This window comes from Paenibacillus sp. FSL H7-0357, from assembly GCF_000758525.1.
Taxonomy (GTDB): Bacteria; Bacillota; Bacilli; order Paenibacillales; family Paenibacillaceae; genus Paenibacillus_AQ.
Map to the genome: position 1 here is coordinate 1,309,839 of NZ_CP009241.1, position 13,977 is coordinate 1,323,815.

Annotated in this window: 12 protein-coding genes; 7 read left to right on the forward strand and 5 right to left on the reverse strand. The window is 49.0% G+C overall.

All coding sequences use genetic code 11. The features are described 5' to 3' along the window. Positions 1-3: 3 nt before the first annotated feature. A complete protein-coding gene (locus H70357_RS05790; RefSeq protein ID WP_038586821.1) occupies positions 4-741 on the reverse strand; it encodes a glycerophosphodiester phosphodiesterase in 738 nt (245 codons plus the stop codon). Positions 742-939: 198 nt separating this feature from the next. On the opposite strand from H70357_RS05790, the gene H70357_RS05795 reads away from it, so the two are divergent. Next, complete coding sequence (locus tag H70357_RS05795) at positions 940-1,464, forward strand: NUDIX domain-containing protein (protein WP_038586824.1); 525 nt, start codon at positions 940-942, stop codon at positions 1,462-1,464. A 152-nt stretch (positions 1,465-1,616) separates the two neighbouring features. Here H70357_RS05795 and H70357_RS05800 read toward each other — a convergent pair whose 3' ends face one another. From H70357_RS05800 to H70357_RS05810, 3 genes are all read right to left on the reverse strand, one after another. Continuing rightward, positions 1,617-3,221 (reverse strand): type 2 periplasmic-binding domain-containing protein, encoded by a 1,605-nt coding sequence (locus H70357_RS05800; protein WP_052091848.1) that lies wholly within the window; start codon positions 3,219-3,221, stop codon positions 1,617-1,619. A gap of 209 nt (positions 3,222-3,430) precedes the next feature. Then, positions 3,431-4,324, reverse strand: coding sequence for a carbohydrate ABC transporter permease (locus H70357_RS05805; protein ID WP_038586830.1), 894 nt, complete (start codon positions 4,322-4,324; stop codon positions 3,431-3,433). A 44-nt stretch (positions 4,325-4,368) separates the two neighbouring features. Next, positions 4,369-5,232, reverse strand: coding sequence for an ABC transporter permease (locus H70357_RS05810; RefSeq protein ID WP_038598724.1), 864 nt, complete (start codon positions 5,230-5,232; stop codon positions 4,369-4,371). Positions 5,233-5,545: 313 nt separating this feature from the next. On the opposite strand from H70357_RS05810, the gene H70357_RS05815 reads away from it, so the two are divergent. The 3 genes from H70357_RS05815 to H70357_RS05825 all read left to right on the forward strand — a co-directional run bounded on the left by H70357_RS05815 (position 5,546) and on the right by H70357_RS05825 (position 10,152). After that, a complete protein-coding gene (locus H70357_RS05815) occupies positions 5,546-7,126 on the forward strand; it encodes a response regulator (RefSeq protein WP_038586833.1) in 1,581 nt (526 codons plus the stop codon). A gap of 20 nt (positions 7,127-7,146) precedes the next feature. Then, positions 7,147-8,919 (forward strand): sensor histidine kinase, encoded by a 1,773-nt coding sequence (locus H70357_RS05820; protein WP_038586836.1) that lies wholly within the window; start codon positions 7,147-7,149, stop codon positions 8,917-8,919. A gap of 105 nt (positions 8,920-9,024) precedes the next feature. Then, a complete protein-coding gene (locus H70357_RS05825) occupies positions 9,025-10,152 on the forward strand; it encodes a family 10 glycosylhydrolase (RefSeq protein WP_038586839.1) in 1,128 nt (375 codons plus the stop codon). A gap of 193 nt (positions 10,153-10,345) precedes the next feature. On the opposite strand, the gene H70357_RS05830 is transcribed toward H70357_RS05825, so the two are convergent. Next, a complete protein-coding gene (locus tag H70357_RS05830) occupies positions 10,346-10,933 on the reverse strand; it encodes a hypothetical protein (RefSeq protein WP_156130818.1) in 588 nt (195 codons plus the stop codon). A 296-nt stretch (positions 10,934-11,229) separates the two neighbouring features. Between H70357_RS05830 and H70357_RS05835 the strand changes: the two genes are divergently transcribed. The 3 genes from H70357_RS05835 to H70357_RS05845 all read left to right on the forward strand — a co-directional run bounded on the left by H70357_RS05835 (position 11,230) and on the right by H70357_RS05845 (position 13,864). Beyond that, positions 11,230-11,682 (forward strand): NanQ anomerase/TabA/YiaL family protein, encoded by a 453-nt coding sequence (locus tag H70357_RS05835; protein ID WP_038586844.1) that lies wholly within the window; start codon positions 11,230-11,232, stop codon positions 11,680-11,682. Between the two features lie 148 nt (positions 11,683-11,830). Beyond that, positions 11,831-12,748 carry an AraC family transcriptional regulator gene (locus tag H70357_RS05840; protein WP_038586847.1) on the forward strand — a complete coding sequence of 306 codons (918 nt, stop codon included), beginning with the start codon at positions 11,831-11,833 and terminating at the stop codon, positions 12,746-12,748. Positions 12,749-12,787: 39 nt separating this feature from the next. Further along, positions 12,788-13,864 (forward strand): Gfo/Idh/MocA family protein, encoded by a 1,077-nt coding sequence (locus H70357_RS05845; RefSeq protein WP_038586849.1) that lies wholly within the window; start codon positions 12,788-12,790, stop codon positions 13,862-13,864. Positions 13,865-13,977: the final 113 nt, after the last annotated feature.

Consider the following 13,977-nt stretch of genomic DNA (forward strand, 5'->3'; position numbering starts at 1 on the left):
CCATCACTCTCCCTTAGCAGTAAGCAGTCTGTCCAGCACGTCCGGATAATCGGTAATGATTCCTGACACTCCGGCAGCGATTAATTCTTTCATGCGCTCCGGATCATTCACGGTCCAAGGATGATAGGCGATGCCATGCTCCGCCGCCTCGGAGACAAACTCCGGCAACACAGCGAAATGGTAGGCATGCAGTGCATCCGCCTGCAGAGAGGCTGCGTAATCCCACGGGCGGTACAAGCCTTCTCCATATAAAATCCCGGTGCGAATCTCCGGTGCCAGCGATTTGCAGTGAGCCAGGGAGTAATGGTTGAAGCTCGACAATATGACGCGTTCACTCATGTTGAATTCCCGCACGGCGGCAATAACCTTTTCCTCCATCCCCGGGTACATAAAGACCCCGTTCTTAAGTTCAATATTTAGCACCGTATCGCTATCCTTGAGCAGATCCAGAAGATCTTCGAGGGTGGGAAGCAGCTCTCCCTTGAATTCTTCCCCGAACCAGGAGCCCGCGTCCAGGTCAAGCAGTTCCTTAAGCGTGTGGTCTTTCACATTCCCGCTGCCGTTTGTCGTGCGGCCCAGCGTTTCGTCATGAATCAGAATCAGTGCGCCATCCTTTGTCATCTGTACATCGGTTTCAATCCCGGTCGCTCCAAGCGTAAGGCCCTTGCGGAATGCTGACATCGTATTCTCCGGACACACAGCGGATGCGCCGCGATGCGCAAAGTTAATTAGCGGATTCATTATTTGCAGTCCCTCCAAGTTGTTTTTTAATAGAGCCCGACGAATCAGGCTACTCTTCTTATTCCACACCAGATAATAAAAACCTGTCCAAAAATCCCCTCAGAACGCGAATTCCTAAAATTTTACCTAGCGATTACATATCCCTGGACCTGTATAATAGAATAGAATTCAGTGTACTTGGAGAGGAAGAGATGTTTCTTGAAGTATTGTATAGAATGCGGAACTGAGCTGATCTTGAAAGAATGCGGCGGGGAGGGGCTGATCCCTTTTTGCGGGGCATGCGGAATGTTCCGGTTTCCTATTTTTAGCACGGCTATCAGTACCGCAGTGTTGAACAAAGAGATGGACAAGATTCTGCTAATCAAGCAGTATAACCGGCCGGATTACATCCTGCTCGCAGGTTACGTCAACAAAGGGGAGAATGCGGAAGCCACCCTTATCCGCGAGGTAAAGGAAGAGGTAGGGCTGGATATCGTGGCTTATGAATATATGCGCAGCCTTTATTTTGAGCCGTCCAATACGCTGATGCTGAACTTTATAAGCATGGCTGCTTCGGAAGACTTGAGCCGGATGAGTGCCGAAGTGGATCAAGCGATGTGGTTCACATTTGAAGAAGCAGCCCGGGAGATCAAAAAGAACAGTCTGGCAGAGACCTTTCTGCTGGCGATTATTGAGAAGCTGAATGCAGGCAGGGTTGATCTCCTTAAACTCACTGAAGCTTAAACGCGCGGCCCCGGTCCATTCCTTGGACCAATTGTTTCTGACTACAGCCGTATTCATTGATGTGTTTCCATTCTCATCCTGACAAAGCAAAGGGCGTCCCGCGGCCATTTACATGGCAGGGAACACCCTTGTTCTTTTTAAAGCGGGATGGTTTAATTCCCTTTTATCTTTTTGATATTGTCCTGCCACTTCCCGGTTTCAAACTTCAGGAGCTTATCATAACCGGCTTTTTGGGCATCCTGCTCGGCTTTGTCGAGCAGGGCAATCACTTCCTGTTCATCCTTGGCGAACAAGGCTTTAGCCCGCACCTTATCGGCGATATCGGCTACACGCTGCATGATCATGCCCTCTTCTGAATCTGGAAGGGGCTGTATATTGCCGAATTCCGTGGCATCAAAGGAGGTCTTCCAGGCGATTGTAGTTTGGGAGACCGTAGCCCAGTCGCGCTTATCCTCAGGTAGACTCATTTCATTTTCAGCCTTGGCTCCATCAATAAATGCCGTATTTCCTGCCCATTGAAACGTATCCCAGATGGCCATGAGCTTGGAACGCTCCTCGGCTTCATTTTTATATTTTTCTGTATAGATGGGTGCGCCTTTCTCATTGGTGCCCTGCCAGTACATGCCTTCAGGCCCCCAGAAAATAATACGTTCCCCTTCCTCGCCCGTCAGCCAGTCCAGATAGGCAAATATACCTTCTGGATTCTCAGCTTGTGTTGTGATGACACTGACATTCCAGCCAAGAGAATCAAATTCGTTGACCCATACCTTCTTCGGATCTACGCCGGCTTTATGCAAAGGCCAGATCATCGTGTATCCGCCTTCAAGATCTTTGGCGCGCAGCATGCTGTTCGCTTCCGTGCCGATAACGGTGGTATCGAAATCCCCGTAGATTGCTATGCGGCCATTATTCACCTTTTCCTTGACCTGGTCGCGGGTCTGCGTGATGGCATCCTGGGTAATCAGCTTTTCCCGGAATAATTTATTGGCGAACACCATGGTTTCGCGGTAGACCGGATCACTGAAGAGGGATTTCAGCTCATTCCCCTGGGGGACGACACGCAGAGAGACCTGCCCGACATTCCGGTCTTCCGCCATCCCGGCGTAGAGAAAGTCTATCCCTTGACCCAGCATCCCGACCTCGAATGGAATAATGTCAGGATACTTCTCTTTCACCAGCTTCAGATAGGCATACAGGTCATCAAAGGTTTCCAGCTTCGGCGATCCGAGTTCCTTGTAGATCTTATTATTTACAGCGTAGCCACCGTTGCCCATCGGATTTTTCGTGTACCAATTTGGGAATTGGTACAGTTTGCCGTCTTCGGAGCGGAGCATGTTGATTGTTTTTTCTCCTGCCCATTTTTTCAGATTAGGATATTTATCAAGATAGGGGTCCAGCGCAACGAGTTTGCCTGCTTTTCTCAGCTTTTCTACTTCGGCTCCGCGGTCTCCCCAGATGACATCCGGGAACTCGCCGGAGGCGATCATTGTATTGAATTTCTGCAGAGCCGCACCGCCGGACTGGATCGACTGGACCGTTACTTTCTTGTTCTCCTGAATCCATTTAGTCGCCGGATCCTGGCCCCAAGGATTCATCGTATACCAGTCATAATTGCCGAAAAAGGAAAAGGTGAGCGGCGTTTCTCCGAAAACAAAAGGTTGGGATGAATCAGTCCCGGCAGTGTTGTTGCTTGGCTTTGCCCCGTCTTCACCGCTGTTTCCACCGCATGCGGCAAGCATAATACTCATACCCAGCATACATACCGGCAGCAGGAATGATTTTTTGAAATATAAGAGTTTATATGCTTCACGCTATAAATTATCCTTCTATTTCTCGCTGAAACGGATACCGTCCTTTTGAGGACGGCGAAGCCGTTTCCACTTGTAATGGACATCTTCATACCCCCATGGGATTGTTTTTATGAATAAGCCGTGAGCTATGATTGCTACACCGATCTTATCCAAGTTCATTCTTTAATGGAACCGATCATGACGCCCTTGGTAAAATATTTCTGCAAAAATGGATAAACCAGCAAAATAGGTACAGTTGCTACCAGCATAGTGGACATGGTGAGCGATTTGGTTGTGACGCTTTGGAGCCGGGCCATGTGGCCTTGAGCGGCTGCATTGGTCTGCATCATCTGTTCAGACATAATGTTGGAGCTTAGAATTTGCTGAAGCAGCGTTTGAATCGGGAGCAGATGCCCGGAGGTGATGTAAATGCTGGCCGTAAACCAGTCATTCCAGTGCCATACTGCAGCAAATAGAGAGAGCGTGGCGATCACCGGACCCGAAATCGGGATGACAATTTTGAAAAAGATGCCGAAGTGGCCGCAGCCGTCGATTTTCGCCGATTCCTCCAAGCCTTCCGGCAGTTCGAGAAAAAACGTGCGGAAAATGATCATGTTCCAGACGCTGATTATATTCGGAACAATCATGACCCAGAAATTATTCATCAGGCCCAGCTCGCGATTAATCAGAAAGGAAGGAATCAATCCTCCGCTGAAGTACATCGTGATGATGCACAGGATCATATACCCTTTCCGTCCCATGAGCTGTTTCTTGGACATGCCATAGGCAAAGATTGATGTACAGGCAATGGATAGAATTGTGCCAATCCCCGTTCTCAGTACGGAAATAAGGAAGCCTGTCATTAGCCGCTTATCCTGAAACACTACAATGTAATTCTCCAGAGTGAATTGTCTGGGCCAAAAGGTGATCCCCCCACGCGTCGTGTCCAAACCCACGTTGAATGAGATGACGATCGAATTCCAGAACGGATACAACATTACAAAAGCCATGAGAATGAGCATGGAGTAAATGAGACTGAGAAACAAATTGTCAGAAAGACTGTTTTTCATGCCGTGATCACCTGCATTTCAATGTGTAGTTGCGATGCCGAAGACTACCACAGACTGTGTCCCAGTTTACGGGCTATCCGATTGGCAACTGTGAGCAAAAAGACGCTGATTATCGACTTGAATAAACCGACTGCGGCGGCGTAGGAGAAAAGCGAGTTGCGGATACCAACGCGGTAGACGTAAGTATCAATGACATCGGACACGTCCTGAAGTACAGGGTTTTTGGCCAGGAGCAGGATGTCCTCAAAGCCTGCGCTCAAGATATCGCCAACTGCGAGAATCATGAAGATCGTAACTACGCCGGAAATACCGGGCAGGGTAATGTACCAAATTTTCTTCAAGCGGTTTGCTCCGTCGATGGAGGCTGCTTCGTAAATTTCGGGATTGATGCCGGCAATGGCGGCCAGATATACGATGCCGGAGAAACCGATCTCCTTCCAGATTCCTGTTCCGATCAGGATGGCCCAGAAGTAGCCGGGAATGGACAGGAAATTGACAGGCTCGCTGATTAAATGCAGCTTTTGCAGCAGCATGTTCACGCTTCCGTTATCGGTTGCCAGCATGGAGGTCACAAATCCGGACACGATGACCCAGGACAGGAAGTGGGGCAGGTAGCTGATGGTCTGGATCATCCGTTTGAAGCGCGAGTGAATCACTTCGTTCAGGATAAGTGCCAGCAATATAGGTGCCGGAAATCCGATGAGGAGTCTCAGTGCACTAATCACAATCGTATTACGCATGACGGTCCAGAATTCGGGTGCCTCGAAGAACATCTGGAAATACTTGAAGCCTACCCATGGGCTGTGCAGAAATCCTTGAAAAATATCGTAATCCTGAAAAGCCATCAGCACCCCGTACATCGGCAGATAAGAAAAGATCACGATAAGAATCATTGCCGGGATGACCATCAGTTGAAGATCCAGCTGCCTGGAGAATCTGAACCAGAAGGATTTGCGGCTGGCTTCCGGTCGTACGCCCGGAGGGACTCCCGGTGGTGAAGACGTGACGATGCTTTTTTTCATCTGAACACTTCCTTTGCAAATTTCTCTGCTGAATTTCATAGTATAGGAACCGTTCCGGCAAAAACACTGATAAGAACAACGATTTGTAGACTTCTGCAATGAGGATGAAGGTTTTGCAACACGGTAAAATTGAAATGTTATATGATGTGATCAATAGAAAGTGTTGGCTTTGATCACACGGCCGGATTGGAGGTCAAACATGTATAACGTATTGCTGTCAGATGATGAAGTGCTGGATTTAAGAGGGATGCAGCACTTTATACCCTGGAAGGATCTGCAGATGAATGTGGCAGCGGTGGTGAGCAGCGGTTTCGCTGCGCTGGATTATATCCGGAATCATCATGTTGATATTCTGATCACCGATATCCGGATGCCGATTATGTCCGGTCTGGAGCTGTCCCGTGAAGCATTGCAGCTGCTCCCACAGCTGAAAATCATATTTGTAAGCGGTTACGAAGACTTCCACTATGCCAAGCAGGCGATGGAGCTGAATGTGCAGAGTTATGTCCTGAAGCCTGTAGAGGATGAAGAAATGATCGAGGTGCTGCAGAAGGTGAAGGCCCAATTGGATCATGAGGCCCAGCAGTCCAGACTGGAATCGGATTACTATAAGACCTTGCCTGTACTTAAGAACAACAGGCTGCTTGGCCTGCTGGATGGTCAGCAAGACGGAGCAGAAACCATAGATGATCTAGTCCTTGCACAATGCGGGATTAGCCCATCTGCTCCGCAGCGGGTCGCCGTGATTGAGATTGATGATGTGGCCTGGAAGCTGAATGCATACAGCGAGCTGGAAGCGAGGCAGATCGTCAATCAGCTGTATCAAACGGTACTGGATTATTGCACAGAGTGCCGGATCTGGTCGCTGTGCAGGCTTTCCAGCCGTGAATGTGCGCTTGTACTGCAGATGGAGGAACTGGCGGAATGTGAAGCGCTGCTCAGCGGTTTAATTGAACTTATTGGGGTCAGGTTTCCGGTCACCATCACAATAGGCCTGAGCAGCACAGCAGCTTCCACCGCTTCAATTCACACCTCTTATCAGCAGGCGAAGCAGGCGCTTGATTATAAAATGCTTGCGGGCAAAAGCCGTCTGATCCAATTTTCCGAGCTGGAGTCAGGCAGCGTGGAGGATGTGCAGAGTCTCGAAATGACGCTGGATGCCCTGTTTGCCGCAATGTCGAATTACAGGCTTGTCCAGCTGCACGATGAACTTGAGAATGTATTCACCTTGGTCCGCCGGATGAAGTCCAAATCTACCGTCTACAACTTTGCCATTCAGATTATCTCCCGGCTGGATGCCTATCTGGCAGGACTAAACGAGAATCTGTTCCAGATGCTGGGCATGCGAATGGAGAACCTGGACATTTTGTTCAAATTCGAAACCATGGATGATATCCAGTCCTGGCTGCGCCGGAGGGTATTTGAAATCTCTGAAACACTGCATGTAAAGAAGCAAAAGAAAAATAATAAGCTGCTTGAATCGGTCTGCGCCTATGTGGAGAAGCATCTGGACCGGAATATCGCACTCCGGGATGTGAGCAATCTGTTTAGCTTTTCCCCGAATCATCTCGGTGTGCTGTTCAAGCAGGGAACGGGCATTAATTTCAGCGATTACGTGGTGGAGAAGCGGCTGGAGAGAGCCTGCACTTTACTGCAGAATCCCCAATATAAAATTTTCGAGGTGGCCGGAAGGGTTGGCTATAAAAACCTGACTTATTTCAGCAGGCAGTTTAAAGACAAATATGGGATGACACCGGGAGATTACCGTAAGCAGTGCTGAACAAAGGAGAACAGTGGCCTATGAAGCAAAAGAAACGGTTTCTGTCATTCGGCTACAAGCTGATGATTTCTTATATTGTACTGCTGATTGTCCCGGTTGCTTTTGTCGGTGCCTTTGCTTATAACACGGCGGTTGAATCCATCCGAACACAGACAAAGGCCAATATCCGGGGCACGCTTCAGCAGATTCAGGATAATATCCGTTATAAGGTGGAGGATACCAAGCGGCTGACGGACTCACTGTATTATGACCGCACACTGGCGGATTCCTTAAGGCGCTACGATGACGGCTGGTACAGCTTTGAGACGCTGCAGAGCTATTTGATCCCGATGCTGCAAAATACGGTTCATTCCTCTAACCGCAACATTGCACTGTCCCTGTATATTCAGAATGAGACCATACCCGAGGTTTACTATTCTTACGAAGGGATGGATCCGCTGCGGAAGGGGAGGTTCTACCAGCTGTTTCACCAAAAGCGGATTCTGGGCAAGCCCTGGTTCAGCGGTTTTCCCCGGGAACAATACGGGGTAACGATGCAGTGGCGCCAGATCGAAGATGATGAGTCCTACGGGAATATTTCCTTGCTCCGCAGATTGATGGATACGTATGAGCCCACTGCACCCAAACCATTTGGTTTTGTCCGGATTACCGTCAAGCTTGCCGATCTTCTCGAAAGCGTGAAAGATGATAAGTTCCGCAAGGGCAGTACAGTGTATATAGAAAATGAAAATCATGACATTATCCACCTTTCTTCAAGGGATAAAAATATGAAACCCGAGCAAATTCCACTGCTGGAGAGCAAGGATTATCTGCAAATCAAGGCGCCGGTCGAGGAGCTGAACTGGACGCTTGCGGTCAATATCCCCAATGAAGTTTTGGAGCAGGATATCCAGAAGGTCAAAAGCGTAACCATTCTCGTCTGCCTGATCATGATCGGTTTCTTTTCCGCAGCAGGTATGCTGCTGTCCGGCTATTTTTCCCGGCGTGTCGTCAAAATTGTGTCTGTCCTCCGTTCCTTTCAGGAAGGGGATTTGCATAAAAGGCTTAGTTACCGGGGCAATGACGAATTTAATCAGATCTCCCTGGCACTAAATAATATGGGGGAGAATATGAACCGCCTGATTCAGGAAGTTTACCTCTCCAACCTGCACAAGAAGGAAGCAGAGCTGGAAATTCTTCAGGCACAGATCAATCCCCACTTTTTGTATAACTCGTTCTCTTCCATAAACCGTCTGGCACAGTTTGGTGAGATCAGTAAAATCCGTTTGATGGTCAGCGGCCTTGCGAAATTCTACAGGCTGACACTGAATGAGGGCAGGACGATGATTCCGGTCGAGAAGGAGCTGCAGCATGTACAGACCTATATTGACATCCAGAAAATCAAATATGAGGATCATCTCACCTTTAATTTCGATATTGACCAGAAGGTGCTGGGTTTTGATACTGTAAGGCTGATTTTGCAGCCCTTTGTGGAGAACATTCTTGAGCATGCTTTTTACGGGGAGACCATTCATATCCGCATTACGGCGGAGGCTGGTCAGCAGGGAATTGTGTTCAAGGTGATTGACGACGGCATCGGTATGACTAAGGAAACCATCCGGCAGATTTTCTCTCCAAGCGGGATCAAGATGGGGTATGGCATCCGCAACGTCGACCAGAGAATCAAGCTGCAATTTGGCGATTCATACGGTGTCTTGCTCTACAGCCGGCTTGGAATCGGAACAACTGTTCAAATCACTATCCCTTACTTTCATCATACAGAGCTCACCGGCAACGACGGGACACAGGGATAAGGCAGAAGCTTTCCGAGCTTTCAGTCTGTCTAGGAAAGGAGGAGGAATAGGAATTCGTAACATCTAATCTGCACCCCATCTAATTATAGAAAGGCGGAGAAAACAATGACTAAAGGTAAAAGAAAACGGACTTTGCTGATGGCCCTGCCCGCGCTGCTGCTGAGCTTTATGCTGAGTGTTCCGGCCCAGACAACATCTGCCCAAACAGGACCCTTCGTATCCGAGATCATCGTGCGGACAGGCGCCAATTTTAAAAACCATAATGATGTTGTCAGCTTCGTGAGCAATGCGGCAAAGAACAATATTTCCGTCATCAATTTGAGTGTGAAGCAGGATGAGGATGAGGAGGTTCCGTCCGGCTATGCATTTTATAAGAGCAAGATTGCGCCGGTCGCTTCAGGATACTCCAATTTTGACGCAGTCAAGGATGTTATTGCTGAGGCACATAAAAAGAATATTCAGGTGAGGGCATGGATTCCGCAGTTCCACGACCGTGCGGCCTTTGACAAGAACAGCGAGTGGCAGATGCGCGCGCTTGTGGACGGCAAGGTGAAACCTTTTACAGGCTCCAATGGCACTGAATATTTTGTGAATCCGCTCCATCCTGGTGTGCAAGCCTATGAGCGCTCCATCATCAAAGAAGTTGCGGCAAATTATGATGTTGATGGCATTGTCCTGGACTGGCTCCGCTTTGACGATTACAACATGGATATGGGGGATTACACGAGAACACAGTATAAAAATCAATACGGCTATGATCCAATTACCATTAACTTTGCTTCGGATAATGCGAAACGGGAGGAGTGGAATGACTGGAGAACGACCAAGCTTGGGGAGTATGTGCGTGATGTGAAAAGCGATTTGGACGGGATTACGCCAGGACTCTTTTTCGGGGCTTATATTCTGCCGCCGGAGTTTGTGGAAGTCGGACAGGATTCCGCCAAATTCATGCCATACATGGATTTCGTTTCTCCGATGGCCTATTTCGACGACTGGGAATTTCCGCAAACCTGGGTTTATGACAGCGAAGGTATACTAAGCCAGACCCGGCAAAAAATCGGCAATGCCGAAATCATTGCCGCGTTAGATACCGATTGGACCGATGCCCAGTATAAAAACGTACAACAGGGAATCCGCTCCAACTTCCCCGACATTTCGAATCTGGCTTTTTTCATTTATGGCAAGTGGACGAATACGGATATGAAGAATATTAATAAGCGCGCAAACTGGTAGCTATATATGTTGAACTTTAGCTTTACCCCGCCGGCATAGAACGCAACTGCGGTGAATGTTTGGACTTCCGGCCGCTGTTGTCGTAAGAATTTCTTGATTTAACCCGCTATTTGCGGTTGAAATCCGTAGAACGGCGGGGATATTGGCAAGTTAAGCATGTAGGATGGAAAGCAATACGATGACTGCACAGTAACTATGCTGAGACAATATCCCGGATCATCTCATGTACATGCTGCACTTCCATAAGGGCCTGGGAGTATTCCAGGTCCGATTTTTTGGCCGGTATCTGCCTTGGAAGAAAGGGAATCGACAGTACGGGCGTATCCTTGCTGCTGAGGTAGATTTTAAGCGTAAGCTCAATGATTTCCTCGGGTTTTCCGTCTTCCTGTCTGTTTGCGGTTCCGTAGACTGCGGCAGCATCCAGCACTTTACCTGTGCCGGCCTTTGCGCCGCTGCTGGTAATCCGGCTGGTTTTGCTGGCTTTGGTCAGGGTGAGGGCGTTCTCAACAATTTCAGAGCCTAAGATCACATCAAAGGTGTAAAGGACAGCTGAGGGCGTTGCATGGTTGTCAGGGGAATACATGCCGATAGCGAGCTGCTTGCCTCCTTCATCAAGGGCAATGATATGAGATTTGTCTGGAGTGATGAACCGCTTAGTGAATTTAAGGTTGAAATCAGCCAGTGTATGGATCAGCTTGTTCAAGTCAGACGAAGGATCGGACAGTTTATGCCGCAGCACCGCTGCCGCCAGCAGCAAGCCAACACCCAGTGCGGCGAACATGTACATCAGGATAATGAGGATTATACCGCCTCCTAAAAGTTTTGCGAGCTTAGCCTCATTGAATCCACTTCGAACAAAACTCACTTCGAAAGCATAGACTTAAGTTTTGCGAGCTTAGCCTCATTGAATCCACTTCGAACAAAACTCACTTCGAAAGCATAGACTTAAGTTTTGCGAGCTTATTAAGAATCTATGCCAGGGGTACGTGAACAAATACATATACCTGCTGCGGGGAATCAACTATTCTTTTTCTATTCCGCGAGACGGGGATATATGATTATAGGAGGATTTCGGGCATGATAGTGGATACATTGGGGCATTTGCTGGAAAATGAGGCTGCTTACGGAGAGAAAATTCAGCGTGGACTGCAGTTCCTGCGGGATACGGACTTTGCAGGACTGGCTGCAGGCCGCCATGATGTGAATGAAGAAATGTTCTATTTCATCAATGAATACGAGACCAAGGACGCCGGAGACTGCTTCTGGGAAGCCCACCGGATCAATCTTGATCTGCATTATATTCTTGAAGGTACGGAGCGCATCGGTTATTCCGCTATTGAGCAGCTCAAGGTTAGAGATGAATACAGCGCCGAGAAAGATGCGGTGTTCTTTACGGGCGAGCTGGAGTCGGCGGTAACCGCAGGTCCGGGAGCGCTTGTCGTCTGCTATCCGCAGGACGGGCATATGACAGGGATTGAAGCGGGGAAGAAGGAAGCGGTGCGGAAGGTTGTTTTGAAGATTAAACTCTGATTTGTTTTCGATATAAATATGCTGTAAAAGAGAGCCCCGCGGGGCTCTTTTTTGCGCCTCTTGATGTGTCCTCTGCCGGGGGATAAGATAAAGTGGGGTTCAATTAAATTTTAATTACAGCTAATTACCCGGACAAGGAGCCGCGCTAATGAATATTTATCTCGAACTTCCGGATGTGGATAAGCATTTCCCCTTCCGCAGTTTAGTCTGCGGAGGTGACGATCTCACATATCCGCATTGGCATAAAGAAATCGAAATTATTTACGTCACCAAAGGAAGACTAAATCTGGGAATAAATGATACCCCGATCCGGATGGAACAGGGTGAAATACAGTTCATCAATGGCGGAGATGTGCACTATTTCCTCGCCTCGCCTGAAAGTGAACGGTTTGTGATCCAGTTTGATCTCGGACTGTTTCAGGAGGTTACTGCGCTCGGCGGCAATGAATATTCGCTTCGCGATCTGTTCACAGAGATGGAGCAATCCAGTTCAAGCTGGCCGGAAGCGGTAGCAACGAAGGTGATTGGCCTTCTGGAGAGCATTTACGAGGAGGACACGCAGCGGCGTGAAGGCTATGCCTTTCTCATCAAGGCGAGACTGTTCGAGCTGCTGACGGTTATTATGCGGGAAGTGCCGAAGAATAGCAGCAACAGAGGGCCCAAGTTCTCGGAGGATACTCAGATCCAGTCGCGGGAAACGCTGGAACGGCTGGAGCGGATTTTCATCTATGTCGAGCAGCATTACCAGGAACCGATTACGCTAAACGAAGTAGCCGGACATATGGGCTTCAGTCCGTATTATTTTACTAAGCTGTTCAAGAAGAATACGGGCATGACCTTTGTTGCCTTTCTCAATGAATACCGGCTGAATAAAGCCAAGTGGATTCTGCTCAATGAGAACCTGCCCATGTCTGCCGTGGCGGAAGCGGCGGGGTTTGGCAGCGTGAAGACTTTCCATCATTTTTTCAAGGAAGCGACGGGAATATCGCCCCTGAAATACCATAAGACAATATTCAGGAATAACAGGGCAAGATTGCAGGAAGAAAGCCCTTCCGCGGATTTGTAAGATAGAGATATTACATCAACAAGTGGAGGTTAAGAGAGAATGACTTTAAAAGTTGGAATTATCGGCTGCGGCGGCATCGCGAACGGCAAACATATGCCTGCGCTTAAAAAAGTGGAAGGTGCGGTGATGGTAGCTTTCTGCGATATCGTTCCTGAACGTGCCGAGCAGGCCAAAGCGGATTACGGAGATGCCAACGCTGCGGTATACAGCGATTATAGAGAGCTGCTTAAGGATGCAAACATAGATGTGATTCACGTGTGTACGCCGAACATTTCCCATGCGGAGATTTCGATTGCGTCCATGGAGGCCGGCAAGCATGTAATGTGCGAGAAGCCAATGGCCAAGACGACTGCGGAAGCACAGGCGATGATTGATGCTGCGAAGCGCACCGGCAAGAAGCTGACGATCGGATATCAGAACCGGTTCAGAGCCGATTCAGCTTATCTGCATGCCGTATGCGAGAACAACGAGCTTGGAGAAATTTATTATGCCAAAGCGAAGGCCATCCGCCGCCGTGCGGTTCCGACCTGGGGCGTGTTTCTCGATGAAGAAGCGCAAGGCGGCGGTCCGCTGATCGATATCGGCACCCATGCTCTTGATTTGACCCTCTGGATGATGGACAACTACAAGCCGAAGTATGCCGTGGGCAATGCCTACCACAAGCTGTCCGGCCGCAAAAATGCCGCAAACGCCTGGGGGCCGTGGGACCCGGAGAAATTCACCGTTGAAGACTCCGCCATCGGCTTCATTACGATGGAGAATGGCGCAACGATCGTGCTTGAAGCCAGCTGGGCGCTGAACACGCTGGATGTCGGCGAAGCCAAGACTGCGCTCTGCGGCACGGAAGGCGGAGCGGATATGGAGAAGGGGCTGCGCATTAACGGAGAGGCTTATGGCAAGACGTTTGAGAAGTATATCGGACTTGATGCGGCTGGCGTTGACTTCTACGACGGTGCCGGAGATGACCCCGCAGTGGTTGAAGCCGAGCAGTGGATCCGCAGCATTGTGAACGACACCGAGCCAGTGGTGAAACCGGAGCAGGCGCTGGTGGTTACACGCATTCTGGAGGCGATCTACAAATCGTCAGAGACCGGAATGCCGGTGTTTTTTGACTAAAGAATTTTGAGTAATAATGAGAGATACCCTGTCTCATGCCTCATACATTAACAGGAAAACGGCCCGCTAATTGAGAGTCTGGCAGATCCAGATGACAAGTAAGGGGAATTGAG

What these genes read in the sequence shown, in the direction of transcription:
- H70357_RS05820 (WP_038586836.1), top strand. Translation starts at nt 7,147, where the DNA reads ATGAAGCAAAAGAAACGGTTTCTGTCATTCGGCTACAAGCTGATGATT.
- H70357_RS05845 (WP_038586849.1), top strand. Translation starts at nt 12,788, where the DNA reads ATGACTTTAAAAGTTGGAATTATCGGCTGCGGCGGCATCGCGAACGGC.
- H70357_RS05815 (WP_038586833.1), top strand. Translation starts at nt 5,546, where the DNA reads ATGTATAACGTATTGCTGTCAGATGATGAAGTGCTGGATTTAAGAGGG.
- H70357_RS05830 (WP_156130818.1), bottom strand. Translation starts at nt 10,933, where the DNA reads ATGTTCGCCGCACTGGGTGTTGGCTTGCTGCTGGCGGCAGCGGTGCTG.
- H70357_RS05840 (WP_038586847.1), top strand. Translation starts at nt 11,831, where the DNA reads ATGAATATTTATCTCGAACTTCCGGATGTGGATAAGCATTTCCCCTTC.
- H70357_RS05825 (WP_038586839.1), top strand. Translation starts at nt 9,025, where the DNA reads ATGACTAAAGGTAAAAGAAAACGGACTTTGCTGATGGCCCTGCCCGCG.
- H70357_RS05835 (WP_038586844.1), top strand. Translation starts at nt 11,230, where the DNA reads ATGATAGTGGATACATTGGGGCATTTGCTGGAAAATGAGGCTGCTTAC.
- H70357_RS05810 (WP_038598724.1), bottom strand. Translation starts at nt 5,232, where the DNA reads ATGGTCATCCCGGCAATGATTCTTATCGTGATCTTTTCTTATCTGCCG.
- H70357_RS05805 (WP_038586830.1), bottom strand. Translation starts at nt 4,324, where the DNA reads ATGAAAAACAGTCTTTCTGACAATTTGTTTCTCAGTCTCATTTACTCC.
- H70357_RS05800 (WP_052091848.1), bottom strand. Translation starts at nt 3,221, where the DNA reads ATGCTGGGTATGAGTATTATGCTTGCCGCATGCGGTGGAAACAGCGGT.
- H70357_RS05790 (WP_038586821.1), bottom strand. Translation starts at nt 741, where the DNA reads ATGAATCCGCTAATTAACTTTGCGCATCGCGGCGCATCCGCTGTGTGT.